At 35.0% G+C, this 26,494-nt stretch carries 30 protein-coding genes; 23 read left to right on the top strand and 7 right to left on the bottom strand.

Annotated features, from left to right (window positions below; genetic code table 11):
* The first annotated feature begins 25 nt into the window (after positions 1–25).
* Positions 26–2,170, top strand: a complete 2,145-nt coding sequence (locus CBG25_RS05820) for a type IA DNA topoisomerase (protein WP_290605245.1) — start codon at positions 26–28, stop codon at positions 2,168–2,170.
* Between the two features lie 5 nt (positions 2,171–2,175).
* Complete coding sequence (locus CBG25_RS05815; RefSeq protein ID WP_290605243.1) at positions 2,176–2,631, top strand: H-NS family nucleoid-associated regulatory protein; 456 nt, start codon at positions 2,176–2,178, stop codon at positions 2,629–2,631.
* A 55-nt stretch (positions 2,632–2,686) separates the two neighbouring features.
* Here CBG25_RS05815 and CBG25_RS05810 read toward each other — a convergent pair whose 3' ends face one another.
* Together CBG25_RS05810 and CBG25_RS05805 are read right to left on the bottom strand one after the other, a co-directional pair.
* Positions 2,687–5,617, bottom strand: a complete 2,931-nt coding sequence (locus CBG25_RS05810; RefSeq protein WP_290605241.1) for an LPD7 domain-containing protein — start codon at positions 5,615–5,617, stop codon at positions 2,687–2,689.
* On the bottom strand, positions 5,611–5,970 hold the full coding sequence (locus tag CBG25_RS05805; protein WP_290605239.1) for a relaxosome protein: 360 nt from the start codon (positions 5,968–5,970) through the stop codon (positions 5,611–5,613). The genes CBG25_RS05810 and CBG25_RS05805 overlap by 7 nt, the downstream gene beginning before the upstream one ends.
* 269 nt (positions 5,971–6,239) lie before the next feature.
* Between CBG25_RS05805 and CBG25_RS05800 the strand changes: the two genes are divergently transcribed.
* Genes CBG25_RS05800 through CBG25_RS05790 form a run of 3 tightly spaced genes read left to right on the top strand, consistent with a single transcriptional unit; the run spans position 6,240 to position 8,049 of the window.
* Entirely contained in the window at positions 6,240–6,599 is a 360-nt protein-coding gene (locus tag CBG25_RS05800; RefSeq protein ID WP_290605237.1) for a hypothetical protein, read from the top strand.
* Positions 6,599–7,345, top strand: a complete 747-nt coding sequence (locus tag CBG25_RS05795; protein ID WP_290605235.1) for a conjugal transfer protein TraL — start codon at positions 6,599–6,601, stop codon at positions 7,343–7,345. The genes CBG25_RS05800 and CBG25_RS05795 overlap by 1 nt, the downstream gene beginning before the upstream one ends.
* A complete protein-coding gene (locus CBG25_RS05790; protein WP_290605233.1) occupies positions 7,342–8,049 on the top strand; it encodes a hypothetical protein in 708 nt (235 codons plus the stop codon). Before CBG25_RS05795 ends, CBG25_RS05790 begins: the two co-directional genes overlap by 4 nt.
* A 280-nt stretch (positions 8,050–8,329) precedes the next feature.
* Here the strand turns inward: CBG25_RS05790 and CBG25_RS05785 are convergent, their stop codons facing one another.
* The 4 genes from CBG25_RS05785 to CBG25_RS05770 all read right to left on the bottom strand — a co-directional run bounded on the left by CBG25_RS05785 (position 8,330) and on the right by CBG25_RS05770 (position 11,338).
* Complete coding sequence (locus tag CBG25_RS05785) at positions 8,330–8,887, bottom strand: ProQ/FINO family protein (protein ID WP_290605231.1); 558 nt, start codon at positions 8,885–8,887, stop codon at positions 8,330–8,332.
* Positions 8,888–8,891: 4 nt separating this feature from the next.
* On the bottom strand, positions 8,892–9,833 hold the full coding sequence (locus CBG25_RS05780) for an Rpn family recombination-promoting nuclease/putative transposase (RefSeq protein WP_290605229.1): 942 nt from the start codon (positions 9,831–9,833) through the stop codon (positions 8,892–8,894).
* Between the two features lie 32 nt (positions 9,834–9,865).
* Complete coding sequence (locus tag CBG25_RS05775) at positions 9,866–10,219, bottom strand: hypothetical protein (RefSeq protein ID WP_290605228.1); 354 nt, start codon at positions 10,217–10,219, stop codon at positions 9,866–9,868.
* Positions 10,220–11,065: 846 nt separating this feature from the next.
* Complete coding sequence (locus CBG25_RS05770; RefSeq protein WP_290605227.1) at positions 11,066–11,338, bottom strand: HU family DNA-binding protein; 273 nt, start codon at positions 11,336–11,338, stop codon at positions 11,066–11,068.
* An 805-nt stretch (positions 11,339–12,143) separates the two neighbouring features.
* Between CBG25_RS05770 and CBG25_RS05765 the strand changes: the two genes are divergently transcribed.
* The 4 genes from CBG25_RS05765 to CBG25_RS05750 all read left to right on the top strand — a co-directional run bounded on the left by CBG25_RS05765 (position 12,144) and on the right by CBG25_RS05750 (position 15,598).
* Complete coding sequence (locus CBG25_RS05765; RefSeq protein ID WP_290605226.1) at positions 12,144–13,049, top strand: RepB family plasmid replication initiator protein; 906 nt, start codon at positions 12,144–12,146, stop codon at positions 13,047–13,049.
* Positions 13,050–13,260: 211 nt separating this feature from the next.
* On the top strand, positions 13,261–13,881 hold the full coding sequence (locus tag CBG25_RS05760) for a LuxR C-terminal-related transcriptional regulator (RefSeq protein ID WP_290605224.1): 621 nt from the start codon (positions 13,261–13,263) through the stop codon (positions 13,879–13,881).
* 34 nt (positions 13,882–13,915) lie between these two features.
* Complete coding sequence (locus CBG25_RS05755) at positions 13,916–14,164, top strand: helix-turn-helix transcriptional regulator (protein WP_290605222.1); 249 nt, start codon at positions 13,916–13,918, stop codon at positions 14,162–14,164.
* A 303-nt stretch (positions 14,165–14,467) separates the two neighbouring features.
* A complete protein-coding gene (locus tag CBG25_RS05750; RefSeq protein WP_290605220.1) occupies positions 14,468–15,598 on the top strand; it encodes a transposase in 1,131 nt (376 codons plus the stop codon).
* Here CBG25_RS05750 and CBG25_RS05745 read toward each other — a convergent pair.
* Entirely contained in the window at positions 15,585–16,910 is a 1,326-nt protein-coding gene (locus tag CBG25_RS05745) for a cytosine permease (RefSeq protein WP_290605218.1), read from the bottom strand. The two genes, CBG25_RS05750 and CBG25_RS05745, sit on opposite strands and share 14 nt — an antisense overlap.
* Positions 16,911–17,094: 184 nt before the next feature.
* Here CBG25_RS05745 and CBG25_RS05740 point away from each other — a divergent pair, with 184 nt between their 5' ends.
* From CBG25_RS05740 to CBG25_RS05675, 14 genes are all read left to right on the top strand, one after another.
* Positions 17,095–17,805, top strand: a complete 711-nt coding sequence (locus CBG25_RS05740) for a PAS and helix-turn-helix domain-containing protein (RefSeq protein ID WP_290605216.1) — start codon at positions 17,095–17,097, stop codon at positions 17,803–17,805.
* 140 nt (positions 17,806–17,945) lie between these two features.
* The gene (locus CBG25_RS05735; protein WP_290605215.1) at positions 17,946–18,146 is read left to right on the top strand and encodes a hypothetical protein; all 201 of its coding nucleotides are present in this window, start codon (positions 17,946–17,948) and stop codon (positions 18,144–18,146) included.
* A 142-nt stretch (positions 18,147–18,288) separates the two neighbouring features.
* Positions 18,289–18,555 carry a hypothetical protein gene (locus CBG25_RS05730; protein WP_290605213.1) on the top strand — a complete coding sequence of 89 codons (267 nt, stop codon included), beginning with the start codon at positions 18,289–18,291 and terminating at the stop codon, positions 18,553–18,555.
* A gap of 58 nt (positions 18,556–18,613) precedes the next feature.
* The gene (locus tag CBG25_RS05725) at positions 18,614–18,955 is read left to right on the top strand and encodes a hypothetical protein (protein ID WP_290605211.1); all 342 of its coding nucleotides are present in this window, start codon (positions 18,614–18,616) and stop codon (positions 18,953–18,955) included.
* A 5-nt stretch (positions 18,956–18,960) separates the two neighbouring features.
* Positions 18,961–19,563 carry a lytic transglycosylase domain-containing protein gene (locus CBG25_RS05720; RefSeq protein WP_290605209.1) on the top strand — a complete coding sequence of 201 codons (603 nt, stop codon included), beginning with the start codon at positions 18,961–18,963 and terminating at the stop codon, positions 19,561–19,563.
* 56 nt (positions 19,564–19,619) lie between these two features.
* A complete protein-coding gene (locus tag CBG25_RS05715; protein ID WP_290605207.1) occupies positions 19,620–19,931 on the top strand; it encodes a hypothetical protein in 312 nt (103 codons plus the stop codon).
* Positions 19,932–19,991: 60 nt separating this feature from the next.
* A complete protein-coding gene (locus CBG25_RS05710) occupies positions 19,992–20,288 on the top strand; it encodes a VirB3 family type IV secretion system protein (RefSeq protein WP_290605205.1) in 297 nt (98 codons plus the stop codon).
* Positions 20,289–20,377: 89 nt separating this feature from the next.
* Positions 20,378–22,723, top strand: coding sequence for a type IV secretion system protein VirB4 (locus tag CBG25_RS05705; RefSeq protein ID WP_290605203.1), 2,346 nt, complete (start codon positions 20,378–20,380; stop codon positions 22,721–22,723).
* Complete coding sequence (locus CBG25_RS05700) at positions 22,720–23,376, top strand: type IV secretion system protein (protein ID WP_290605201.1); 657 nt, start codon at positions 22,720–22,722, stop codon at positions 23,374–23,376. Before CBG25_RS05705 ends, CBG25_RS05700 begins: the two co-directional genes overlap by 4 nt.
* 12 nt (positions 23,377–23,388) lie before the next feature.
* Positions 23,389–24,438, top strand: a complete 1,050-nt coding sequence (locus CBG25_RS05695) for a type IV secretion system protein (RefSeq protein ID WP_290605200.1) — start codon at positions 23,389–23,391, stop codon at positions 24,436–24,438.
* A gap of 1 nt (position 24,439) precedes the next feature.
* Positions 24,440–24,586 (top strand): hypothetical protein, encoded by a 147-nt coding sequence (locus CBG25_RS05690; RefSeq protein WP_290605199.1) that lies wholly within the window; start codon positions 24,440–24,442, stop codon positions 24,584–24,586.
* A 2-nt stretch (positions 24,587–24,588) separates the two neighbouring features.
* Positions 24,589–25,359 carry a virB8 family protein gene (locus tag CBG25_RS05685; protein WP_290605197.1) on the top strand — a complete coding sequence of 257 codons (771 nt, stop codon included), beginning with the start codon at positions 24,589–24,591 and terminating at the stop codon, positions 25,357–25,359.
* Positions 25,346–26,131, top strand: a complete 786-nt coding sequence (locus CBG25_RS05680) for a TrbG/VirB9 family P-type conjugative transfer protein (protein ID WP_290605196.1) — start codon at positions 25,346–25,348, stop codon at positions 26,129–26,131. The genes CBG25_RS05685 and CBG25_RS05680 overlap by 14 nt, the downstream gene beginning before the upstream one ends.
* Before the next feature lie 9 nt (positions 26,132–26,140).
* A complete protein-coding gene (locus CBG25_RS05675) occupies positions 26,141–26,419 on the top strand; it encodes a hypothetical protein (protein ID WP_290605194.1) in 279 nt (92 codons plus the stop codon).
* The last annotated feature ends 75 nt before the right edge of the window (positions 26,420–26,494 follow it).

Below are 26,494 nucleotides of genomic sequence, written 5' to 3'. Positions count from 1 at the left end.
AAACACTAAAGAAGAGAATAAAAAAATGAAATTATATATCGCAGAAAAACCCTCTGTGGCGAAGGATATTGCCAAGGCGCTAGGGGGAAGTTTCCAGAAAAAAGACGGCTATCTTGAATCAGCCGATAACGTCGTAACATGGTGCTACGGGCACATTATCCAAAGTGCTGAGCCTGAAAATTATCACCCTGACTACAAACGCTGGAAAAAAGAAGACTTGCCGTTAAAACTCTATCCCGTTAAATATCAGCCGTGCGAAGGAAAAGAAAAACAGGTTAAAATTGTTGTTGAGCTTATCAAAAAAGCAAATAGCATTGTGCATGCTGGAGACCCTGACGATGAAGGGCAATTGCTGGTTGATGAAGTGTTGATTTATGCCAATAATACAAAACCTGTTCAGCGATTACTGATTAATGATAATACTGATGCCGCCGTTAAAAAAGCGTTGAATAATTTAAAAGATAACCAGAAATTCAAAGGACTGTTTTATAAAGCGTTGGCTAGAAGTGTCGGTGATGATATTTACGGTAAAAGTATGACCCGTGCTTACACGGTCACAGCTCAACAAAAAGGTTATCGAGGAACGCCATTATCCGTTGGACGAGTACAAACTCCCATATTAGGCTTGATTTGCCGTCGTTTCCTCACGAATAAAAACCACAAGGAAAGTTTTTACTATACAATTACGGGTATTTTTGACCACTTTAAAGCGGAATTTGAGGCTAACTGGCAAATTAGCGAAAACGCCCCACAGGATGACAAGAAACGCTTAATTGATAAAGATTTTGGTGAACGGGTAGCTAAATTTTGTGAAGGGAAAACAGCGGATGTGGTGGCAGCAGCCGTAGACAACAAAGAAACCGCACCCCCGTTGCCGTTTAATCTGGTGAAACTCCAGCAATATATGAATAAGCACCACAAAATGACCGCAGCAAAAACACTGGAAATTACGCAACAATTACGGGAAAAATATAAGGCGATTACCTATAACCGTTCAGATTGTTCTTATCTTTCAGAAGAACAGTACGGTGAATCCCCACAACTGATTGCTGCATTAAAAAAATTATTATTTTTTTCTGAGGTAAACACGCAAAATAGTATCAAATCGAAAGCCTTCGATAGTGGCAAGGTCACTGCACATACCGCCATCATCCCTACAATTAATACCCCTGATTTAAATCAGTTAAACGATAATGAAAAAATCGTTTATTTTCTTATTGCCAGTTATTACCTCGCTCAATTTTTGCCGAATAAACGTTATCAGGAAGCATCAGTATTACTAAAAATTGACACTGAAACGTTTACCGCACGGGCAACAAAGACCACTGATAACGGCTTTACGGAATTTTTGAACAACAAAGAAAATGAGGAAACAGAGCAAGATAATAGTCAGTTTGCAATATTGTCAAAGCTACGTACAGGGGAAAAAGCAGATTGTATAAAAGCCACCGTCAACACCAAGAAAACCACCCCACCCCCACTTTTCACCGAAGCAAGTTTACTTGCCGCTTTAGTGAGGGTGGCAGATTTTGTAACAGACGCTAAAATAAAAACACTGCTCAAAACCAAAGATAAGGACAAAAAAGACGAGCACGGGGGAATCGGTACACCCGCTACCCGTCATAGCATGATAGAAAAACTTAAAGCCCGTGAATTTATTGTTTTGGATAAAAGAAACCTCATACCGACGCAAAAAGGACTTGATTTTTTTCAGGCGTTACCGGATATTGCCACCAATCCTGATATGACAGCACTTTGGGCAGAAAAACAGGAACAGATTGAGCAGGGAAATCTCACGGTTGATGCATTTGTCGAACAATTGTATGGTGATATTAATCGTCTGCTATCCGATGATATTGGACAAAACCTAAAGATGGATACCCCAACAAATCATCAGACAAGAGACGCTATGTGCTGCCCTAATTGCGACAAGGCATTAATAGATAAACCTAAACTTGTCGTTTGTGAAGCGCAATGTGGCTTTAAAATATGGAAAACGGTTTGTGAGAAAACGCTCACCACAAAACAGGTTGAAACTCTGGTCAAAAAAGGAAAAACAGGTATTATCAAAGGTTTTAAAAGCAAAGCGGGTAAAAACTTTGATGCAGCTTTGATATTGCATGACAAGACCACAGGGGCAATCAAATTTGAATTTGAAAATAACAGGTAAATTACATGAGTGAAACAACAAAAACGCTAAAAAGAGAAGAGGAATACCAGATTATTTCTAAGCATTTTAGTAGTATTACCACTATCCGAAAATTTGCGTTAACAAAAGATTTTGAGTGGCTACAGGAAGTTAAAGATAAACTGGAAGCAGTTATTGAGGAAAACAGAGAGCTCTTTGAACAAGCCAAAAAAGAAGCAGAGGAAAAAGAAAAGAAACGCCTTGACCTAATTAAACTGATTGAAGAGAGTGGTTTTAGTCTTGATTCACTGTTAAACCCTGTTACCACCGGAAAAATCAAGACGAAGAAAAAAAGTAGTATTAATGCCAGAAAGCCAAAATATGAATTTTTAGACGAAAACGGCGATATACAAACATGGACAGGCAACGGAAAGCCACCCACGGCACTCCAAAAATTACTCGATGATGGAAATGAGTTAGAGTATTTTTTGATTAAAAAATAGACAGTTCGGTTTCGGTAAAAAAGATAAAAAGTTACAATCCTTGTGGCTTGATTTTTTATCTTGAGTAATCGTTATCTATCTCTTTTGCATGTGTTGACTCACGCTGCCGGATTTGTTCATTCCATTCATGAATTTCTTTAACGGCTTGTTTCATTGCCTGTACTCGTTCAGGGTCATTGATTCGTTTGTCCAAGATTTCAAGGCTCTCAATTTTAAAATAGCCTATCGCTTCAATAGCATCTTCTTTCCGTACTCCTAGATCTTTACAGTAACTATCAGCTAACCTATCAAGTTCTTTATCAAGCGTTCTCATTGGCTTATTATCTTGATCTTCCGTTACAGTGAACGCTTTGATCTGATCGCTTGTTACACTGATTTTATCAGTTACAGTTGGGTTTTTTATCTCTAATACAGAGGTTTCTTTCTCTGATTTGTTAGAATTGTTAGCGTCTTTTAACTCATGTGCAGATTGTGGTTGTGGTTTCATTACCTGCGCAATCGCTTCTTTAAGTTGGCTAGGTTTAAGGCTGTTTTCTACCGCGGCCTTTAGCTTCTCTGTATCAGGTTTTTCTTGTGTAGCGGTTTTTTCTAGTTCTGGTTCAGATTTCGTAAGGTTTTCTTTTTCTATTATCATATTTTGTTGATTTTGATTTTTTGCTTGTAGCTCTGCTTGACGATTTAACATCATTTCGTGATATTTTTCAGGTTTAAAAATAATATTTAATCCTTTTTCAGCACATGCCATAGCGCAACTAGTTTTAAACTCTTCTGTTCCACTTAATCTTAATACTCCGCCGTATTTTTCTTTAGCATACATCAACATTATTTCGCTTTTATCTTGAGTGACTCCGCCATGTGACGATATTCTATCGCCTTTATCCATAAAAACGGTTTCTGTTGTTTTGGGGTCTAGGTAACGTATTTCTTTAGGATTAACTTTATGAGCTAACAGATCTTTTAATTCTATTTTTACATATTCATCAATATGTAATGTTTTTTTGACTTTATCTGATACGCTTAATGGTTCATAAGAAGATATAAAATTTTCATTGTCTAATGGGGATCTTTTTAGTATTTTCTTTAAAGATTCGCCTAACATGTTATTGCCTCTTTGATTATTGGGTTGCCAGTGGTTGTAATGTGCCTGTATTTCATTCATACATAAACGTTGCTTTAATATAATATTCTCTGTTTCTAACAATTTTTTAAAGACTAAAAAACCTTTTTCAACTTCTCGCTCTTTTTTGTCGCTTATTAATGATAATGATTTTATCTCTTGATTATATCGTTTATTTAAACCGTTAAAATCTTCTTTAATCTCACTGCTAACAAGTTGCTTATGGTTATTCAAATCTAAAAGTCGTTCTCTCGCTTGTTCTTTAGTGAGTTTTACGTAGGGTTTTACATTGATAAAGGTTATATTTTTATTCTGCTGCTCCCAAACGTCCAACAATATTTTTTTTGCTTCGTTCCACTCTAAATTTAAATACTTAGTTAAAAAATCACTCACATTATAATTTCTCTTTTCAACTTTAAAACGAGGTGATCCATCTTTTGCAAATGTAACAGTATGTTGAACCGGATCTATATTAAAATGCGTGTGTAAATAGGATAAAAATCGTGTGGATTCTAATTCTAAGCGAACCTTTCTCATTAAAGGTAAATCATCATCATTTTTCAATACATCATTGATCCCATTTTCAATTATGCTTCTTGCTGGTCTTCCATGTTCTGCTCTATTCTGCAACCATCGCAAGTGTTGATTTGAATCGATCTTTTTTCGTCCAATCGTTGATAAATTATTGTATTCATGTTCTTGCAATAGCAACTTAGATTTACTACTTCTGAGCCTTCCTGATCTTCCGTTAAGTCCGTAAACCAAACGGCATTCTGGCAAACATGACAATCCGATTGACTTTGTGGGTACATTTCTTCGGGTATCTCGTTTAACACTGGACTGATAACTATTCGTCCATCTTTCCTGTCTTTGAATGTTATTCTTCTCTCCATAGTCTTTTATCACCTTATTCAAGTAATTACGTTTATCTTCATCATTTAATGAAGCATAATGTTTTCTGTTTTTTTCACCAGATGGATTTATGTGTTTAATTTCATGACTGATCCTTTCTTTCCAATCAGCAATGCGAGATTCAATTTGTTTTTGAGTCAATTTAATTAATGGAATACGCCTATTGATAATATACTGTTGTGAAAATAAAGGGCTTTTTAAGCGAGTAAATTTATTATTACCCTCTAATTTAACACCGTGGTATTGATTTTCCTTACCTTTATTATATACCTTCACCTTTCCATATTGTTTTAATAGTTCGGTAAATTGTTCTTCATTACTAATATTTTCAGATTGAATTTTAGAAAATATTTCAGTCTTAACATTACGTTCAGCCTCTTTAAATAAGTCTCCTTTATGTCTTGATAAGACATTAGCATGATTTTGATCACTGACTCTTAAACCGTCTTTAGGTGAAACAAGATTATATTTATTATTTATATATTCTTGTATTGCGTCAAATTCCTTTATATAAAGTTCTCCTCGTCCTCTTGGATTAAGCACCTTATTAGTAATCAAATTAATTTCAGGAATAATAATGTGAATATGCGGTTTTCGTTCTATCTTTTCTCCGGTATAATTATCTGTAATAAATTTAACCTTTGGTAAATGCGCTTCGGCATAAAAATTATATTCATCTTCATGATAGGCATTTAGCAAAAGTTCTTTATATTCCTGTGTGATATTTTGCAAATCTTTATGACTTATTTCATTTTCGTGAAACGATAGTGTAATATGTATATAGCGTTCTTGTCCCTTATTTTCAATAGAGTCTATAATTGATTTTGTTAATGATAAATCTCCATCTAAAATTAAACGCTTATCAATTGATTTTCGTGACAACTCCCTACCTTGTTTTTTACCGTGCTCAAGGTATTCAGATATTCCGCCATTTCCTCCGCTAATCCTAATTAGCATTTATCTATTCCATTAACAAAAGTATCTCTAATATTAATCAGAGAATTTAAATATCTGAGATAAATTTGCTCTGATAATATTCCCGATTGATAATCAATATTTATTCTTTTTGTTAATTGATTTAAATTGTTACTTGCTTTATTGAAATAAAAATTTAATTTTTTTAATTCTGGTGGTTTTCTTACTTTAGTAACAGGTAATTCATTAACTCTATTCAAAATAAGTAATCTGAAAAAATCACTTTTACTTATTTCTATCGTGTCTATAATTTTTTTTAGCGGTAAAAATTCCTCATCTGTTAATCTTACTGAAATAACATTTTTTCTTTCTATTTTTTTTGCTTTTTCTTTCATAGGCTCGTAGAGACTCCATTATAGGGTATTAGGGGGATACCCCCTAAGCATGACGATTATACAACCGATTTATCAGTTTGTATACATCGCCCTCGTGCCTAAAGAAATAAATAGGTGATAAACACAGTTCAAATAGATGACAAAAAAACTACAAAGAAATTGAATAATTACATATTAGATGACAAAATAACTACATAATAAATGACATAATTTGCAATAGACTACAAAATAACTACAATTTAGGTGACATTAAGGTTTTGGAGTTAATTATGGAGATAGAAACGTTATTATCACCGCTTATTGAAGATATAAAAAATGAAAAATTTTCAACAAAACAAAAAACATACAAGCAGCATATAAAGGCAATAATTACTTCTATTGACCTTTTTGGTTGGAAAAAATTTGTAGAATACATGAACAGAGAAATGGGAGATAATCTTTCACTAAATACATATAAAACGATGGTATACAGATGCAAAAAAACAAAAAAAGAAATAGATATTGTACAACAGGCTACTAGCATTAAAGAAAGTAAAACTAATAACCCTTTATTTTCTTTATCCAAAAAAGAAAAAAATACGGAATACAATCCAACACCAAATAAATCACGAATTTACGGAGATGAATAATGAACAATACAGCACATTTAATTTTACAAGGAAAAGGCGGTGTAGGTAAATCTCTTGTTTCATCAATATTAGCACAATATTTTATCGAACGAAATTTTACGCCTATTTGCGGTGATACAGATCCAGTAAACACGACCTTTTATCAAATTAAAGGTTTAGATGTTGCATTAGTTCCTATCACAGAAGGCGGTACAGTCGTTCAAAGACTTTTTGACCCTTTATTTGAATCTATTATCAATGCAAAGCATCCTGTCGTTATAGATAATGGGGCATCCACTTTTTTACCAATGCTTAAATTTTTAAAATCAAATCTAATCTTAGAAACATTAGAACAATTTAGTAAACAAACCTTTATCCATACTATTATTACAGGTGGTCAAGCTAAAGACGATACTGCAAACGGGTTAATAGCTTTATTAGATATGATTAAGGAATCAGGTACAAATACAAAAATTATTGTCTGGAAAAATGAATTTTGGGGTACACCTTTATTTGAAGGTAAACAGCTAGAAGAAATGCCTTGGATTAAAAAAAATAGCGATATAATCAAAGGGGTGGTTTCTATTATCGACAGAAATAGTGATGCTTTCAGCACTGATATAAAAATAATGACAGAAAATCACATGACATATAACGAAGTTAAAGCGTCTGATAAGTTTGGTTTAATTGCTAAATCAAGGGTCTTTAGGGTTTTTAATGACGTTTATACTGAACTCGATACAGTATTGAGTGAGGAATTAAAATGAGTAATAAAAAAGATGAAACTTTTAATGTAGATGAATTAATTACTGATGTTTTTGATAAAACTCGAATTAAAATCAGTGAAGCAGATCCTTTATTCTTAGCAGTAGTCCTTAACCAAAAAATTTTAGATGTTACATTAAAAAAATTAGCTGATTCCAATTCTATTATTTCTGAAAAATTTTATACAGAAATACAAAATAAACTCGAATCTATCAAAACGGAAATTAATGATCTTCCAAATGCGATTAATGTTAAGACAAGTGAATTAAAAGAAAAACTAACAAATAATTTACAGTTAATCAATGAAAGTATAATCAGTATTCCTGATTCTATTGATTCAAAAATAATACTATTGAAACAAGCGTGTTCTGAATTAAATAATGAATTTCAAGAAGGTAAAGACGAATACAAAGACTCAATAAATCAAGCTAGTGAGGAGTTGGAAAAGGTCATAAAATCAGCTAATAAATGTGTTGAAAACATTAACACGCATGCTGAAAAAGCGATTAACTCAACGTTAAAAAAATCTCTGGATAACTACGATAATACAACAAACGATATTGCTAATAAAATGGATTATTCAATAAGACGGGCGTTTGAAAAAAGCAGTAAAAAATTAATCAATACTGTGATTATCGCTTTTATCATGAGTGCCGTTTTTCAGTTTACTATGTGGGGCTGGTTTGTCTATGTACTAACCCATTAAAAAACCAAAATTAAATCAAATTGGTTATATAGATAAACCCAAAAACGGAAAATACACATCTTAAAGACCAAATTGGTTTAATTTTGGTGTTATTTTAATAAGAGATTTATTTTATTTCGCCAACTCTTTGGAGAATTTTAAATGCGGTGGCTTTTTTTTTCGGCGAAATGTTATTCCATTGCCGATATGAAGTGATGACGTTATTTAAAAAACGGATTTCCCAATTTGTTAATGTCGGATATTTTTTCCACAGAGCCGCATTCTCTGATGAGCAATTAATTCAGATTCTTTCATTTATCTTTTTTCGCCGTGCTAAACGTTGCAGATTATCCTCAACATCGGCTTGGGTGACCTCTCCGACTATCTGACCGTCTTTGTCATAACGAAACGCACCTAACTGGATAAGCGCACGATAATCAGCGTGATGTCCAATACTGCCTAAACAGGATCTTAAACGCCTTCTGGCTATCGGTAACCCCTTTTCCTTCACTTCTTGCCACATATCTTGTTGTATACCCACTTTCATGGGGCACAACTTGCCATCAGGAAAAAGATTAGGCCAAAAAGTGGTTATCTGTGAGATGGCTTCTTCTAACGGTAATCGCTTTTTAGGCAGTGTAGGTGGTTTTGGAATTTTAACCTTCACTTCCTGTTTAGGTTTTTCAACCACTTTCTTGGGCTGCTGTTTTACTACCTTTTGGGGTTTCGGTTTTTTTGCCTGTTTTTTGGGCGCAGCATTCACCCAGATCTTTTTACCGTAAACTGAGTTACTTTGGGGCTGTTCTTCCTGTGAAGCCTTTCTAGGGCGATTGAGAGTTAATTTCTGGCGTTCCGTCATAAGTTTAATCTTTAAATAGGGTGCTCATTTCAGTATCAGTCAAACCCGTAAATTTCATCACAGATTGCCTGTCCATACCTGTTATTAGCATTTGCTTTGCTATCTCAAGTTGAGCTTCAAGTTTGCCTTTCTGGATTCCTTTTTGCATTCCCTCTTGAATGCCTTCCAATTTGCCTTTTTGTATGCCTATCTCTTCAATTTGTTGAGCAATGGTCATAAGTGCTCCTTCGTGTTTCTCTGATTGTTTGGCTATCTCAATGATAAATTCCATTGGTTTTGGAGCGTTACCTTCTTGGATGAGATAGTTAAACATCGTGATGACTTGATTATCAGTATAATAATTATACGACAACAGCGTAACAATTTCATTCATAAGTTCTGTCATATCCCTTCTGCGAATGTGTTTTTGCAGCAACTCCAATAGAGCCATTCGCCTATGCTGCATAATCTCACTATCATCTAAAGTCGTGACATCCGCCAGTTTAAAGGGATTGGTGTAGATACTCTCTGCTAGTTCTCTGTCATGAAAGCAGTCAAGCCAATTCGTGCTATAGGGATGAGGACTCTGTTCACCACAATAAAATAAAATGGGGAAAACCAGCGGCAACTCTTTGTGACCAGCCTCTAAATGCTTTTGCATAGCAGCAAGGCTATAGCGCATGAGTCGCCATGCCATGAGCTTATCAGGTGTGGATTGATGCTCAATTAACACGTAGATATATCCGCTTCCCTTAGTGGTGCTGACTGAATAAAGAATATCACTCTGGTAATTTTTCATTTCACTATCGATAAATGAGCCAGATTCCACATTGAGACTATCTAAGTCACACAATGCCTTAATTTCATCGGGTAGCCAGATATCAAAAAAATCTTTAGCCGTCTCTTTTTCACTTAAAAACTGCTTAAATACCGCGTCGTGTGGGGTTGGGGTGAATTTTTTACTCATTTTGTAATATTCGTATTTAACTTAGCAAAATATCAATGAAGAGAATTTGAAGGACTAGGTAAAAAAACCTTATCAGCCATTATTTCTTTGCTTACTTCCTCAAAATCATCAACATCAATTACATAAATTGTCGATGAATTTTTTGGCACAAAGTAAAAATTAATGGGAGAGAGGGCAAGCTCATTAGAGTTGTTGTAAATCACCTCTCCGACTTCCAGAAATGTTGATAATCCCTTATCGATAGAGTAATCGGCTGCTTCATCGTAAGTATCAAAAAATTGTGAAGAATACTGATTCTTGATATCAAATACCAAAAACGGTTTAACCTCAAATGCATTGTCTTTGTGTTTTATATTTAATTTTTTCAAATTGCGTTTTTTGATCATCTGATATTTTCACTATTTACCTAACAAATTACATTATAACAAACGAATAGGTTACATTGAATGCGTAATTTTTTTATTACATGACATTAATCCTCATGCCATCAAAATACCTCGTTAACCTCACGGGGTATTTTTTTGAAAAAACGGCAACTTATTTTTATACTGAAAATAAGCGCATGGATTTGCACAAAAATGCACAAATTTGCACAAGTTTTTGCTCATCTGAAATCACGGAAAAGAACAGTACTGGCATAGTCTAAATGGCATTGTGCAACTGCATAAAAAACGACATGTTTAGCGGGCAGGCGTGCGGGGCGATCACTGCAATTTTTGGGGTAAAATCGGATTTTTTCTACCTAAAGCAATCCAAAAAATTGATTACAGGGAATTTTAGAGAAATCGCTGAATTTTTTGATATTGCAGTTCATATATGGCTCATAAATCAATTTTAAGCTACCTGTAACGCTCTGTACGGCATTTTCGTGACATAGGTAACCCAATGGTAGCTATTTTTGATTTGGCGCGGTTAAAATTGATTACAGGCGGTTTTAAGTTTTTGATGCCGTCAGGCATGGAAGGCGACACTCAATAGTTAAATCGCCGAAGCCCGTGAAACGGTGAGAGATTGATATATTGCACGTAATTCATGCGTAGCATCCCTGCAAAGCCTATTGGCACGATATAACAGCGATGATGATGTTAATTGTCGAAGATGAGGTATTAAGACAAGGATTATTGATAATAATCCTCAATTGCAATACTGTATGTTAGTTTATTACATAAATAATTTTGTTTATTGCTACTTCTAGCCAACACCAGCCTGTTGGCTTTTTTTTGCCAGAAGTTTTAATTGACTGCATCTTTCAAAGTTTTACCCGCCTTAAAACTCGGCACGTTTGCAGCAGCAATTTTAAGTGTCTCGCCCGTTTTTGGATTACGTCCATCTCTGGCAGCGCGTTGCTTAACCTGAAAACTGCCAAAACCAACGAGTTGTACGTCATCTCCCGCCTTTAGCGCTTCTGTTACCGTTTCGATGAAAGCGTTCAGCACCTTCTCTGAATCTTTTTTGGTTAAGTCAGCTTTTTCGGCGATTTGATTAATGAGTTCTGTTTTGTTCATGTTGTGCCTGAATTAATCGATAAGTTAATCCTAGTGATGCTAGCTGTAGCAACTGAATAGTGCAATGTTTCATTGTGAATTAACTCAAAAAAATCTTTTTAATTAAAATCCCACCGCTCGCCACAAGTCTGCGTCCGAGCGTAGCGAGTGAGCAGACGAGGAAGCGGAATATCACAATTGTAAAAAAGAAATACGGTCACTCAGTAGTAACATATTTTCGGGTTCAGGGTTTTTGTTGGAGGGAAAGTTATCCACAGGTGGATGACGGTAAATAAAGGTATTTTATTTATTAAGGTAAAAGAAAGGTAAAGACCTCGGTAGGTTTTTGTTTTATTTTGAAAAAATTACTTATATGACTTCTTGTATTTACTTACATGACTTCTTATATTTATCATTTTTATTCATCTAAATTACTAATTAACTATTTGTTTTTATTCATATAAATTTTTATATTTACCATTCTTTGAGAATATATATTATTAAGTAATTATCTGTTTTTGTTTATATAACTTCTCTTTTTTATTTGTTCGCTTATTGTTTTCATTATTTTTTGTCTGATATGACTTCTTATTTTATTTAATATGCCTTCTTAGATTTAAATTTATCCCCATTCATTTTTCACAATCAAAATGATTAATGATAGTTACAATATTATCATTGTAACTAATTGAATATAAAGATTATTAAATTAATAACCCTCTTTCTGTTAGGTTAGGCTATAGGAATAAAAATAGAAAATGACTTCTTGTTATTGACAAAATGACTTCTTTCTTTAAAATAAAGGAAGTCATTTAATGGGGGCGTAATGTTAATAAAAAAGTCTCATCAGCTTGTTATGGCAAGAATGAATCTTTCTGCAAGAGAGCAAGATGTTCTTACTCTTCTAGTGAAAGCATTGAAGAAATCATTTGATGATGAGAAGTTTGGTGATGGTAATGTTCAGTACGAATTTACATTTTATGTTGATGAATTAATAGAACATTTTTCTTTATCTAGACAAGGTCTTTATCATGCTTTAGATGAAGGAACAAAAGTTATGGGTAGAATAATTGAAATGAAAGACCCATTGAAAAAAACCTTCGAAAAAGTAGTTGTTATAAGTAAAGCTGATTTTGCTGAAGGGGTTCTTTTCGTCAGAATGGATAAAGATGCCGCTAAGTATTTGTTAGAGTATTCTATGGGATTTGCTGAAATAGATTTAAATTTATTGTTATCTCTTAGAGGTGGTTATGAAAAAAGAATACTTGAGATGATCAGCAGATTTAAATCCCAAAAAGAATTTTCTATCTCATTAGGTGAATTTTGCAGATGCGTAGGATCTCATTATTCTGAATATTCAAAATTTTCAAATTTCAAACAAACGGTTTTAATAAAACCTATACGCAGAATTTTATCATCGAGTGGTTCTACATGGAAAATTAAGAAGGACTTTAAAGACGGCTTTATTATCGAAAAGAAAGGGCGTAAATATAGGGATTCAGATAAAATAATATTTAAAATTCAATATGATCATGTAGAACAAAAAATAAACAAAAACGCAATTAAAATTGATACTAAAAAACATGAAGTTCTTGATTATTTGTTGTCAAAAATAATTGATAAAACGGCAAATCAGTCGGAAGCTATAGCGTTCATTTCTATGAGTAATGAACTTAATGTGAAGTATGTTCGTGAAATTGAAGAACAAGCAAAAAAGATAGCAAAAATTTAAATTACCGCCCTACGCCAGTGCGATAACACTGACGCAGAGCTAATCCAAACCCTAACAGCAGTAGGAGTCGGACTATGCAAAATAGTACGCATATTGCACGCATAATGAAAGCGTGCGGCATATCAACAGAGCAGCTTTTGAGCTTTGCTCTCACATCAAAATACCTTACAACCCGCCAGCGTGATTACCTTCGTGGTATCGGGGGTGCAGCATGAAATCCGAAATCCATGAATTTTGTCGACGCGCAACTGTTCCTTGTGGTTTCGCGGATAGTGATGGGGAAATTCAGACTAATGCCATCATGACGGAATTATTGGCGTTGAATAAAGATATGCCTGAAATGGTGGCTTTATTAGAGAAAATCGGCACTGAAAAATCCCCATTTTATGTCATAAGCAATTTGGCGTTTGATTACAAAAAATCACCAAAACTTTGGAAAATTGATTTTATCCCTCTATTGAGTCAGGAAAATGGCTACTTAGGCACTTTCTTCCACGCTCATGAGTTCCTGTTTTTATCTCCGCTGGATTACGTCGATGGCATGCAGCCTTATACGGTCAACACGCAACACCCAAATGATTTATTCAGCCGTAGAGAGTGGCAAGTATTGTTTTTCACAATGTATCGCTTAAGCAGCAAGCAAATTGCTAGAAAGTTAGGTATTTTCCCCTCAACGGTTGAATTTTATTTGAAGGCTATCTACGGAAAAGTCAACGTTCATTCTGCTTGTCAATTAAGGGAATTTGCAAAATCCAAAGGATTTGAGCGTTATATTCCGTATGAGTTATGTAGTTTCCGTGTTGTTAGCTCGAATTATCCCTCTGAATTTTGATGTTTCTATATTATCTATTGTGGAGACATTAAAAATGAATGAATTTGAAATCAATGATTATCTTGATGTTTTGCCAAAACTTTCAAGAAGAGAAATTCAAGTTGTGGCGATGACCTGTTCAGGTTTTAATAGGAGTGAAATTGCCATTAAATTAAATATCAGCGTGCGAACAGTAGATAATCATTTGAACCATGCAATGCAAAAATATGAGTTAAATAGTTATTCTCAATTAAAGGCTCAATTCTTCTTTAATTTTTTAAGGAATTTAAAAAAATTACATTAAATTTTTAACTGAGCCGTGGCCTTATTGGTGGCAGTCTGGAGATCGGAAAACTGCCACCTATTTTTGTTTTATTTTCATCCATTCAGCCCTCTGGAAACCTCGTCCTTCAGAGGCTGTCGCAAAAGGGGTATTTACAATAAAAATAATTTAATTTTTTCTTTAAAATCAAAATATTGAAATCATTAAAAACATGATACTACCTCTTTTGCGACAGCCTCTTCAGGGCGAGGAGGAAAGAGGGAGGTAACTTTCGGTTTACTGTAAACATTTACAAACTCACATATTTTACATTATAATGTAAAAATGAAACGCGCCTATAAATATCGATTCTATCCAACGCCCGATCAGATTGAGCTTTTAGCTCAAACTTTTGGTTGCGTACGTTTCGTGTACAATTCTATCCTACGCTGGCGCACTGACGCTTACTACGAACGACAAGAAAAAATCGGTTACATTCAAGCAAATTCACGATTGACCGCCTTAAAAAAAGAGCCTGACGTACAATGGCTGAACGACGTTTCTTGCGTCCCCTTGCAACAAGTACTTCGCCACCAACAATCCGCGTTCTCTAACTTTTTTGCGGGTCGCGCCAAATATCCAACCTTCAAAAGCAAACACCGCAAACAATCTGCTGAATTTACCGCCAGTGCTTTTAAATACCATGATGGCAAGCTGTACATGGCAAAAAGTAAAACTCCACTTGATGTTCGTTGGAGTCGTGAACTGCCATCAGCACCATCAACAATCACTATTACCAAAGATGCTGCTGGACGGTATTTTGTATCTTGCCTATGTGAATTTGAACCAACCTCACTACCTATCACCACAAAAATGGTAGGTATTGATGTCGGTTTAAAAGATTTATTCGTCACTGATACCGGATTCAAATCAGGCAATCTCCGCCACACGGCTAAATATGCGAAGCGATTAGCTTTGCTCCAGCGCCGATTGAGCAAAAAGAAAAAAGGTTCAAACAACTGCACTAAAGCACGTTTAAAAGTTGCAAAACTCCACGCGAAAATAACCGATTGCCGAATGGATAACTTACACAAGTTATCCCGTAGACTGATTAACGAAAACCAAGTTGTCTGCGTTGAATCTCTGAAAGTAAAAAACATGATCCGTAACCCTAAACTGTCCAAAGCGATAGCGGATGCAGGTTGGGGTGAATTTGTGCGCCAACTGCAATATAAAGCGGAATTCTCTGGTCGTTCAGTTGTTGCCATAGATCAGTTTTTCCCTTCGTCAAAACGGTGTAGTGGTTGCGGATACACACTATCTAAATTAGCGTTAAATGTTCGTTTTTGGCACTGTCCTGAATGCGGTTCAGACCATGATCGAGACATTAACGCCGCTAAAAATATAAAAGCTGCTGGTCTAGCAGTGTTAGCCCACGGAGAGACTGTAAATCCTAAATCGCTTACTGCGACTTAGGTTCGTCTCTGTGAAGTGGGAATCCTCGTCCTTTAGGGCGAGGAGCAGTCAAAAAAGTCCAATAAGCTATTCCCGCTACTAAAATAGAATTTAAAGAGGGGATGCCAAATTTAAAAACGATGCCAACGATAGTACCCACAATACAGGCAAAAATTGCAGACCAGCCTATTAATGGAGTAGATGCATCATCAGGGAGTAAACCTTTTTCTCTCGTTTCGTCTAATATTTTTCGACTGGTTTTTAAAATAAAATAATCAACTATCATCACGCCAGCGATTGGTGGAAAAATAACCCCAAGCATGGAAAGGAAATCTACAAAGTGGTTTAAAATACCAGCCATAGACAAAGCAGTACCAGCAAATCCAACACAAACTGTGAGTTTGAAATAATCCCATTTCTTTCCAGTAAAAACTTGTAGTGCATTAGCTAATCCAAGTGATGATGAATACAAGTTAACATCATTCACCTTAATAACAGATAGTATAATTGAAGTTAGTCCGATAATTCCTGCATTACGAGTCATAATGGTCACAATATCAGCAGTATTAAGTCTATGTGATATATATATTGATATGATATTTATAATAAACTCACCGACTACAATACATAACGTTATCATCCAAAAGAGATGGTTCTGATTTTTACAATAACGACTTATATCAGGAGTTGTTAATGCAGCTACCATAAAACCTCCTGCAACTACTGTTGTAGCTTCACTTATACTTAATTGAGGTATATCTAAATAATTATAAACAATCGTATTGTTTTTAAAAATTAAGCATAAAAAAATATATAAAATAACGATAAAAAATAAAGGCACTGCTATTTTTGCTGTCCATGCTAATGCTTTAAAACCGGATGCGACTAAAAAAGTAAGAAATATACCCGAAAAAAAAGCGATTATGCCAAAATTAATTTCATAGTTTAATGCATGTAATATGCCTTCCGTAAAAATAGTATTTTGGACACCAAACCAACCAATTAAACTAATTACAATAACTAAACTTACTAATACTGAACCAATGCGTCCAAACCCACAATATCTAGCTAATAAACTAGTTGAAAACCCTTCTTTCATTCCAGCAAATCCAAGGCCAAGACTTATGAATTCTATAATTAAACTGCCTAAACATGTGGCAAGCAGAGCATTCCAAAATGTCATACTATGACCTAAAGTTGCACCTAGCATAAATTGAGGTAAAGCTGTTGCCATTCCCATTCTAACCAATGTCACACTAACTAAACTAACTCTTACTTCCTTTGGAACGCTATTAAGCGAGTAAACATCCTCCGATATTTTTCTTTTTATCATTATTTTCATCCTTTATGACTATGGGGTTGCATTAGAAAAAATAATTTTTTGGACAAAATGACATTTAATATTTTTATGTTAGTAAGAATCTCCTGATAAATACACCTACTTTTTAGGTGTACCATCTTTATTCAATTAACTATATTTATTTAGAATGAATAAATTAAACGGAGACATAAATATTATGATTAGCGAACAGAATATCATTAAACAATATTCATCTTCTCCTCAATCGTTAATATCATTTATGGAAAATAGTAAAGATCATTGGTTTATTAAAGATAAAGACTCCAAATATATTTATATGAATGAATCCGCATTAATTGATTTTAATGCGCCTCGCAATTTCAATATAGAAGGTAAATTAGATAAAGAAATTCCTTTAAAGGCTAGTCAGGAACTTTGGATGGATTTTGTAGAACATGATCAAAAGGTTATAAATGAAAATAGAAATATTTCCTCTATTGAAATACATTTTTATGGGAAAGGAAATATAGATACTCCTACTCCTCATTTTTCAGAAAAAATACCTTTTTACGATGATAAAAATAAAATAATAGGTCTTGTTTGTCATGCAAGAATTATTGATGCTCCAACATTACTGTATTACATGAATAAATTCAATCGAAGAACCATTCAATTTGACGCGCCTAATGATATTTTCACAAAAAGAGAGCTTGAAGTTATTTTCTGGGCACAACAAAGGCTCACCGCTAAAGAAATAGCGAGAAAGTTAGATATTTCTGATCAAACGGTAGAAGGACATTTAAAGTTAATTTATAAAAAAGCAGGTATTCATAGTATCTTCCAGCTTATCGAATACTGTAAACATAAAGGGCTTGATAGATATATTCCTTTTGATTTTATTCGCAAAGGGGTACAGCTTATAAATTAAGTTTATTTTATTGGATAATAATTGTTCTTAATTATATAAGATAGGATATTTAATCCAAACACTAGGGAAATATTGAAGCATAGCATTTTAATATCTTCATATTCCTATTTTCGACATTATTATAAATAGAGGCGAATCATATGTGGATATTAATTCTTACTATGTTTTCAACTCCCTATTCAACAAATAACTTTGCCAGTATTCATTCTCAAGAATTTAAAACGGAACAGGCGTGTCAGTTTGCAGTAAAGGAATTTAAAAATAATATAGAGAATGATGCTTTGAAATATCTCGATGGAAGTGCCTTTTGCATTAAAGATGAAATAAGTACAAATAAATAATAATTTGTTATTTTTAATTTAACAGAGCTATACATAAGCTGTTTATCTGCCCGTTTTATAAAAAATATCTGAATTGGTTATTTTTTAAACGAAAAATGAGTAACTTTACCTATTTTAACTCAGAAATTTTTAGGTCATCATATTGTCAACAAAGAAAAAAACAGGGAAGGAATCAATAATGTTCAAAGGGTTATCACAAAGAGGAAAAAATATTTATATCGGGGCGGAATTGAAAGACAAGCTAGATAAAATTGTACTCGATATTGGTCACTATATTGGTCGTCCCATCACTTTATCCGAATTTATTCGCTATATGGTTGAAAAATATAGCGATGAAGCAAGGAATAAACTTAAAGAAATCTTAGGAAGTGTTGAAGAAAGAAGACAGATAAAAGAAGATAAATTTTAAAATTTGATGATAATATTTAAGTTTATAAATGTTATCAACAAATAAGGAAAATGTAACGATGAAAAAAATAATTGCCGTCATATTAACTGGGTTGTTATCTGCATGTTTGTTAACGGCATGTGGTGGTGATGGTGGAGAAATAGCTGGGACGTTTAAATCTGTGAAAGATAATGAAATTTGGGTAATGACTTACGATAAAAGCCTTGATGACTATAACCAAAATATTACTCGTTTTTCTGAAGAAACAGGTGAAAAATATGGCTCAATAATAAACGCACATTTAAAACGTAAAGGGGATTGGATATCAGGACAAAAAGAAAAATACTTCATTAAAGTGATCGATAAAAACACCTTACAATTTCGTGATGATGAAGACGATATTTACAAACGAGTAGAGTAACGAATATGCAAATCGGCGTCTTTGTGTTAACGCAATTGTTTGCTCAGTGTGCGCCGAGTGTAGCGCCTGAAACATTAATGCCGTTGGTGAGTGTCGAATCCGCACAAGAACCCTTTGCTGTAGCAAATATTACAGATAACACCAGCCATTATTTTGATAAACAAAGTGACGCGGTGAAATTTTTAAACATGCTAACACGACAGGGAAAAAATTTTAGTGCAGGATTGATGCAAATTAACGCCAAAAATTTTTCAGGGTTGGGTTTAACTAATGAAACCGTTTTTGATTATTGTACGAATATAAAAGCGGGTAGCCAAATTTTGAAAAAATGTTATTTAAAAACGGCAAAAAAGGAAAAAAATGAACAGGTGGCGATTAGAAAAGCATTGAGTTGTTATTATTCAGGTAACGAAAAAAGAGGGTACAAAAAAGAAGCCAACGGAACAAGTTACATTGAACGCATAGAACTGAAATCAGTGAGGGGAAAGTCTCCCGTTGTTCCAGCGTTAATAACAGGCAATAAACAAACCAAAGAAAGTATTAAAAATAAATCTTTTTTTATGATGGATTCTGAAACAGAGGGGTGGGATATCTTTAAGGATTATTAAAAATAGGATAACAAGTTATCAATATTTTTTGTTAATAATAACCTACGGAGTGGACTGTGGTGAAAAATCATTCATCCAATTTATATTGGATTGTTTATAGCGTTGCACTTTCTTTTTTTCTGGTTTCCAATCCTGTTTTAGCCGGAGTTGGCGGATTGGTAAGTGCCACAAACTTTCTGTCTGATTTGCGAGTATGGGCTTATGGCTTTGTTGGCGTTGTGGCAGTTTGTCACATTTGCTGGAAAGTATTTCAAGCCTACACCGAAATGGATACTTGGGCTGGTGTGTTGAAAAGTTTGATGTATGCAGCGATTGCGGGAGGTTGCGTTATCGCCGCCGAAACATGCTATCGAATTTTCACGAATTAACATTAAAGCTCACAATGAGCCAGTTATACCGCTACGGCTTATTGTTTGAGAGGGGGTATTATGCGCTTGGATGACGAATATTTAACTTATAATGGTTTTAATCGTGCTATTTTATTTTGGGGTGTTCCCTTGATACCTTTTATTATTTGTTTATCACTGATAATGGTGACTTTTATTATCGGCGTGTTGTTGATGGGATTCTATGGGGTAATAGCGCCTGTCATCATCTTGGCTTTTCTACTTTTGTTAAAACAACGCTGCTCGAAAGATCCTAACGCGGGAACAGTGGATTCTTTAAAGTTTAAAGGCTTCGCGTTAAAGGGATTCAGCAATAAAATAATATTAAAAGTGATATAATGATGAAAGTAAAAACAATCAAAAAATCATTTATACCTAAATATCATTCTCATATATCAGCGGATAAGATTTTTTTAGAGAATAAAAAAATGATGGTCACTTTTCAGGTTGAAGGTATTCAATCTGAAAGTTTATCAGATGATAATATGGTTAATCTATTTAGTGCACAAAAAGATTTTTTAGCGGGTTTATGTCAGTCAGGTAATATTTACCTCTGGTCTCATTTGGTGAAAAAAAATGTGCAATTGGATGAAAGCTATCTATCTCCTGATAATTTATTTTTACAGCGTTTTTATGATAAATATGCCTCTTTATTTTCAGAAAAATCATTATTTGTCACACGCTATTATTTAACGGTTTTGACGGATTATGATGATGTCTATGAGGGAGAGGAAGCCTTAACGGATATTGTTCATCAAATTAAAACCGCCTTATCAGATTATCGACTTTCACAATTAGCGTGTAACGGCAACCATTCAGCGATGAGCGGTAGCTATTTACATTACTTGCTGAATCATTCAGAAGAAAAGTTGCCGTTACTCACCGCAACCCCTATCGCCGAGGGAATAAAAAATAGCCAGTTCTATTTTGGTTATGATGTATTAGAAATAAAATCAAATGATTCTGATAAAAACACATTTTGCACTAATTATGTTGTAAAGGATTTTCCGAGAACCACAAAACTCGGGCAATGGAATTTTCTGTTGGCGCAACCTTACGAATTTATCGTGACGCAATCTTTTATTCCTGAAACACCGATAAAAAGTAAGAAAAAAATAGAGCAACAATTAAATAAAATGGCATCCGTTAATGATGCGGGAGTGACACAACAGGAAGAATTACTGATAGGTCAAGAGTCGATTATTAATCAGGAAACCTTGTTCGGGTCGTATCATTGTGTTATGTCTGTTTTTGGTGATACACCTAAAGACGCACAACAAAACGGCACTAAATTAGCCTCCGAATTTGTCACACAAGGGCGAGGATTTCGTTTTATAAAAAGTACCTCTGACGCCCCTTTTGTGTATTTTTCACACTTGCCGATGTCAAATAACCGCCCGTTAGCGTCTAATCGAACACTGACAAATTTTTCTTGTTTGATGCCCTTCCATAATTACAGTTACGGTAAAAAAAGCGGTAATCCGATTGGTGATGGGTCAGCGATTATGCCATTAAAAATGGTAACAGAGGGGATGTACTATTTTAATACGCATTACTCTGATCCACATAGAGATGTGACAGGTCAGAAAATAGCCGGTCACGCCTTGATTTTGGGCGCAACGGGGACGGGTAAAACCACGTTTGAATGTTCAGCCGCGGGATTTTTACAACGTTTTGATCCGTATTTATTTGTTATTGATTATAACCGCTCAACTGAATTAGCAGTTAGGGCGTTTGGGGGCGCTTATTTTTCTTTGGTTGAGGGGCAATTTTCAGGTCTTAATCCGTTTCAGATTGGCAATGCAGACGATAGCGATTTAATGTCTTTTTTAAAGGGTTGGGTTAAGCGTTTAGCGGTTAATAATGATGGCTCTGATTGTAATGACTACGAAGCCGAAGAAATAGACAGAGCAGTTGATATGGTCATGAAATTACCTTTATCAGAACGGCGTTTTTCTGCATTACAACACCGCATACAGCGTGAAGATTTGCATATGAAATTAGCCAAGTGGTGGGACGAAGGGGCGTTATCGTGGGCGGTAGATAGCCCAGAAAATGCGTTTAATCCGTATGGATATAAAAAAGTGGGCTTTGACACAACGGCTATTTTGGAAAGTATCGGCGGTAAAGATCATCCAGCTTGTGAAGCGATTCTTTCCGTGTTTTTTTTTTATAAAAAACGGATGCAACATGACGGTCAATTAATGTTGACGATTGTTGAGGAATTTTGGAAACCCGCTAACTATCCAATGACGCAAGAGCTAATCAAGGAATCACTGAAAGCTGGAAGAATGAAGGGTGAGATGATGTGGTTAACCAGTCAATCACCCGAAGATGCCATTAACTGTGCGATTTGTTCAGCAATAGTACAGCAAACGCCCACAAAAATATTTTTACCTAATCCTGATTTGATTTTTGATTCCTATATAAAAGTGGGATTGACAGAAAAAGAATGTCGGGCATTGAAGGCATTATCGTTAGAAAGTCGAACCATGTTAATTAAACAATCGGGATCATCAACGTTTGTGAAAATGGATTTATACGGATTTGATGATTTTCTGCCTGTCATATCAGGGTCAAAAGAGGGAATACAACTGTGCGAAAAAATCAGACACGATTTAAACAGTGATAATCCAGATGATTGGATTAATCCTTTCCTTAAAGGGCTAAAGATAAAAAATACAATCATAGAAGAAGTTGAAAGTGATAATCCTGATATCTGGTTTCCTGTATTGATGCAAAGATTGGGATATAAAAACAAGCATAGCGTATGAATAAATTAATCATAGTCAGTTTTATCAGTTTCAGTATGGTCAATTTTTCCACTTATGGGAGTGGGGTTCCTGTTTTCGATGGGGCAGCGATTGCTCAGGCTGTCGCTTTAGTTGAAAAAGCGAATGCACAAATTAAAGAATTACAAGATCAGGTGCAAACGGCTAAATCTCAATTAGATGCATACAAGCAAGAAGTGATTGATACAAAAAAACGCCTTGAGGGTTTTACCGATTACTCCGCTATTTTTGGTAGTGCAGAAGCCTATATGCAAGATTTTTGGGATGATTTAAATAAGGATTTAAATGCAGCGGATATTAGAAAGTTTGCGGATAAATACGGCTTTAATTTAAACGATTATGTACGGATTGAAAAAGAGTATAAAAACAAGTTTCAACAAGTTGAAAAATACAAAGCGCTCGAAAAAAGCATGACAGCACATTCTCGCCGTTTAGGTGAAGCGCAAAAAGCGTTTAATCATGCTAAAACGCCTCAACAGCGTGAGGAGTTACTTAACAACATCATCCTTGAGTCGAATGTTTTGCAAGCGCAAATAGCGCAAACGAATGCAAACATTCGGAAAATGGAAAAAGAACAGAAACTAAAAGAAGAGGCTGCGGTAAAAAAATATTTAGACGCTAATTTTTCGCTATAAAGAGGTTTTAACATGTCGGATAGTACAGGATTTGAGAAAGGCGCTCATTTTGAGATTGCACAACCGATGTTTGATGAGTTATCAAGACTCATAAAGGAAAGTGTGGCAAGCAATTTTCAATCGATTATGCAAGTGATAGCCCCTTTGTTTGGGGCGTGCATGGTGTTGTATGTGGTTTTTTTGGCATGGGAAATCATGTACAGCGAAAAAAACAACATCATGATGGAATCAATTAAAACCTTAGCGGTGTTTGCTATTGTTTGCACGTTAATGACCGTAGGCGGTATGTATCTCACCAGTATTGTGCCATTTGTGCAAAGTAGCGGTCAGGAAATCGCAGGCAAGATTATTGGGACAGACGGGCAAACGACAGGTAAAACGATTGATACGTTAATTAATAGTCTGATTAATATGGGTTATGAACAGTATCAAACATTTAAAAAAACAGATGGGATACTTGACTCAATGACTGCATTGTTTACGTTTATAGCGAAAGCCCTTATTTTATTAGTATCAGGATTGGGCTTTGTGGTGGTTTGCGCTTCCTATCTTTTACTGTCTGAAATGATGGTAGGGATTTTATTATCCATTGGGGGAGTATTTATTGCGTTTGCTGCATTCCCCGCAACCCGTCAAATGTTTACCGCATGGGTAGGCAGTTGTCTTAATTATATTTTCCTTAATATCGCCTATGCGTGTTTGTTTAAAATTATGCTGGACTACATTAATTCTAATGTCAAGGTAGAGAAAACGAATAGTATTTGGGGGGTGATTAGTGTTGCGTTGATTTTCATTATCGCAAAATTCCTGTTATCGCAAATTTCTACGTTAGTGAGCACCTTAACAGGGGGGGTTGGGATTAACGGATTAACCAGTGCAGTCGGCAACTTTAATAAGTCGATGATGAATACCGTGGGATTGGGTCAAGGCAGTGCAGCGAGGCAATCACTAGGTAAAGCGGGTAAAAGTTTAATGCAAAACGGGCTTGTGGGTACAGCAAAAAATGCAGCGAGTGCGGTTAAAAATTGGGGTAACTCAAACGGAAACATCAAGGGCGGTTAAAATGAAAATGAAAAAAATAAGCGTACTGACTTTTATGATGATTTTTTTGATAGGTTGTTCATCAACAAATCCGCCAGAAGCCCCGAAAGCGAGAGGTAAATGGGAAGTCATTAATTCCACAATTGAAGATATTTCTAAAGGATTTTAGCGATGGTGAAAAATAGAGAACAAGACGTCTTCTTTGAGCAATCAAAAAAGATTGCCAGTAAAAATGCAAAAGAGAAAGAACAGGACAAACAGACAGAAAAACGCATCTTTGCTGCGGTTAAAGCCTTTGAACATGATAGAAGTACTGAGTTTAAAAAATCGCTTAAAACGACTCGTCTATTATTAGGGGGTGCATCATTATTATGCGTTTTACTCGGCGTCGCCATCGCCTGTCTTGCGCCGTTAAAGCGCGTTGAGCCGTTTCTTTTACGCGTTGATAATGCTTCTGGCTATGTTGATGTAGTAAAACCTTTCACAACAGAGACGGTTATGTACGATGAAATTATCTCTCGCTTTTTCTTATCTCGTTTTGTAAGTAATCGTGAAGCCTACGATTGGTTTACGATCCAAAACATGAGTGATAATGTTGAATTAATGGCATCTAATGCGGTATTTAGTGAATATAATAATATGATCACTGGTGATTTTTCACCGCTTAAAAAATTAAAAAAAGCAAATAGAATTCTGGTAAGAGTAAAATCAGTTACTTTTTTAGATGAAAATACGGCGCAAGTCAGGTTTGTTAAAGCCATTACGGATAATGACGGTAAACCGACAACAGGCTATGTGCCTACTTCTTGGATTGCCACCATTAAATTTATCTATAACGGTAAAAAAATCAAAACGGAGTTACAAAGACAAATTAATCCTTTCGGTTTGGAAGTCCTTTCTTATCAGGTTGATCCAGAGGTAAGTAAAAATGTCGCTAACTAAAACTAAATATTTTGCGGTATTTATTGGATTGCTTGGCCTTATAGGGAATGCTAAGGGGGCAATTTTGCCTAAATCGGGCGGATTTGACAATCGGGTACAGGAAGTCACCTATAATCCTGATGATGTGACGATAATTCGAGCAAAGGCGGGGGCTGTCACGCTAATACAGTTTGAAGATAGTGAATTTGTTAAAGGCGATAGTGCAGGGTTAGGCATTGGTGATCCTTTGGCATGGAATATTACGGTTAAAGGTAATAATGTATTTTTGCGTCCTGTTGCGGAACAACCCGATACAAACATTATTATCGTAACCAATAAACGTACCTATTCATTATTGCTCATAACGGCAAAAAAAAATCCCACTTTTATTTTGCGTTTTTTATATCCTAAACCCTTTAGACAAACGGTATTTTTTGGGGAAAAACAAGCAAAATTCCCTTGTGGTCAGGGTAATGTGGTGAATTTGAAATACGAGGTCAGAGGTAGCCAAAAAATTAAACCGAATGCCATTTGGGACAACGGACTGCATACCTGTTTTAGATGGAACCATTCAGTCGATTTACCGATTGCTTTTCGTATTTTGCCCGATGGGAATGAACAGTTAGTTAACTATCACATGGAAAAAAATGTGATGGTTGTACACGATGTTTCACCTGAGTTTATTTTACGGTTGGGTAATGAAGTGATGGAAGTAAAAACAAAAAACAATATACCACGCACTTACAATGACAAAGGGACAACCACAAGACAGACGCGTTTTGAAAAAGAATAAAGGTGAGATATGACGGATAAAGACAAAAACAAGAATCAAGATGATAATTTTATCGTTCATCAAAATGAAATTATTGACAATGATAATGAAGATGTAAAGGCGTTAGATCGCAACCTTATTCATTCAGCCAATAAACGAGGGTTAAATAAAAAAGTTAAAGCATTTTTAGCCTTAGTGAGTTTTGCGGTGGTGGCTATTTTAATGTTAATAATTGGTGGGCACCTCGAAAAACCTAAGCCGAGTTTGATTTTGCTGATAAAGTTATCGGAAGCTGGTCTACTGAGCTAACCACCATGAAGAAACGCAGCGCCATTAAGAATGACCTCTTTGCAAACCAGTATCACCAACAGACGATCGACAAGT

Origin of the sequence: Arsenophonus sp. ENCA (assembly GCF_002287155.1) — a bacterium.
Classification (GTDB): domain Bacteria; phylum Pseudomonadota; class Gammaproteobacteria; order Enterobacterales; family Enterobacteriaceae; genus Arsenophonus; species Arsenophonus nilaparvatae.
This window is presented reverse-complemented; position numbering and strand designations above follow the sequence as displayed.

Bases quoted from the DNA above. Each gene is read 5' to 3' on its own strand.
- CBG25_RS05820 (WP_290605245.1), top strand. From the start codon at position 26: ATGAAATTATATATCGCAGAAAAACCCTCTGTGGCGAAGGATATTGCC.
- CBG25_RS05815 (WP_290605243.1), top strand. From the start codon at position 2,176: ATGAGTGAAACAACAAAAACGCTAAAAAGAGAAGAGGAATACCAGATT.
- CBG25_RS05810 (WP_290605241.1), bottom strand. From the start codon at position 5,617: ATGCTAATTAGGATTAGCGGAGGAAATGGCGGAATATCTGAATACCTT.
- CBG25_RS05805 (WP_290605239.1), bottom strand. From the start codon at position 5,970: ATGAAAGAAAAAGCAAAAAAAATAGAAAGAAAAAATGTTATTTCAGTA.
- CBG25_RS05800 (WP_290605237.1), top strand. From the start codon at position 6,240: ATGGAGATAGAAACGTTATTATCACCGCTTATTGAAGATATAAAAAAT.
- CBG25_RS05795 (WP_290605235.1), top strand. From the start codon at position 6,599: ATGAACAATACAGCACATTTAATTTTACAAGGAAAAGGCGGTGTAGGT.
- CBG25_RS05790 (WP_290605233.1), top strand. From the start codon at position 7,342: ATGAGTAATAAAAAAGATGAAACTTTTAATGTAGATGAATTAATTACT.
- CBG25_RS05785 (WP_290605231.1), bottom strand. From the start codon at position 8,887: ATGACGGAACGCCAGAAATTAACTCTCAATCGCCCTAGAAAGGCTTCA.
- CBG25_RS05780 (WP_290605229.1), bottom strand. From the start codon at position 9,833: ATGAGTAAAAAATTCACCCCAACCCCACACGACGCGGTATTTAAGCAG.
- CBG25_RS05775 (WP_290605228.1), bottom strand. From the start codon at position 10,219: ATGATCAAAAAACGCAATTTGAAAAAATTAAATATAAAACACAAAGAC.
- CBG25_RS05770 (WP_290605227.1), bottom strand. From the start codon at position 11,338: ATGAACAAAACAGAACTCATTAATCAAATCGCCGAAAAAGCTGACTTA.
- CBG25_RS05765 (WP_290605226.1), top strand. From the start codon at position 12,144: ATGTTAATAAAAAAGTCTCATCAGCTTGTTATGGCAAGAATGAATCTT.
- CBG25_RS05760 (WP_290605224.1), top strand. From the start codon at position 13,261: ATGAAATCCGAAATCCATGAATTTTGTCGACGCGCAACTGTTCCTTGT.
- CBG25_RS05755 (WP_290605222.1), top strand. From the start codon at position 13,916: ATGAATGAATTTGAAATCAATGATTATCTTGATGTTTTGCCAAAACTT.
- CBG25_RS05750 (WP_290605220.1), top strand. From the start codon at position 14,468: ATGAAACGCGCCTATAAATATCGATTCTATCCAACGCCCGATCAGATT.
- CBG25_RS05745 (WP_290605218.1), bottom strand. From the start codon at position 16,910: ATGATAAAAAGAAAAATATCGGAGGATGTTTACTCGCTTAATAGCGTT.
- CBG25_RS05740 (WP_290605216.1), top strand. From the start codon at position 17,095: ATGATTAGCGAACAGAATATCATTAAACAATATTCATCTTCTCCTCAA.
- CBG25_RS05735 (WP_290605215.1), top strand. From the start codon at position 17,946: ATGTGGATATTAATTCTTACTATGTTTTCAACTCCCTATTCAACAAAT.
- CBG25_RS05725 (WP_290605211.1), top strand. From the start codon at position 18,614: ATGAAAAAAATAATTGCCGTCATATTAACTGGGTTGTTATCTGCATGT.
- CBG25_RS05720 (WP_290605209.1), top strand. From the start codon at position 18,961: ATGCAAATCGGCGTCTTTGTGTTAACGCAATTGTTTGCTCAGTGTGCG.
- CBG25_RS05710 (WP_290605205.1), top strand. From the start codon at position 19,992: ATGCGCTTGGATGACGAATATTTAACTTATAATGGTTTTAATCGTGCT.
- CBG25_RS05705 (WP_290605203.1), top strand. From the start codon at position 20,378: ATGATGGTCACTTTTCAGGTTGAAGGTATTCAATCTGAAAGTTTATCA.
- CBG25_RS05700 (WP_290605201.1), top strand. From the start codon at position 22,720: ATGAATAAATTAATCATAGTCAGTTTTATCAGTTTCAGTATGGTCAAT.
- CBG25_RS05695 (WP_290605200.1), top strand. From the start codon at position 23,389: ATGTCGGATAGTACAGGATTTGAGAAAGGCGCTCATTTTGAGATTGCA.
- CBG25_RS05690 (WP_290605199.1), top strand. From the start codon at position 24,440: ATGAAAATGAAAAAAATAAGCGTACTGACTTTTATGATGATTTTTTTG.
- CBG25_RS05685 (WP_290605197.1), top strand. From the start codon at position 24,589: ATGGTGAAAAATAGAGAACAAGACGTCTTCTTTGAGCAATCAAAAAAG.
- CBG25_RS05680 (WP_290605196.1), top strand. From the start codon at position 25,346: ATGTCGCTAACTAAAACTAAATATTTTGCGGTATTTATTGGATTGCTT.
- CBG25_RS05675 (WP_290605194.1), top strand. From the start codon at position 26,141: ATGACGGATAAAGACAAAAACAAGAATCAAGATGATAATTTTATCGTT.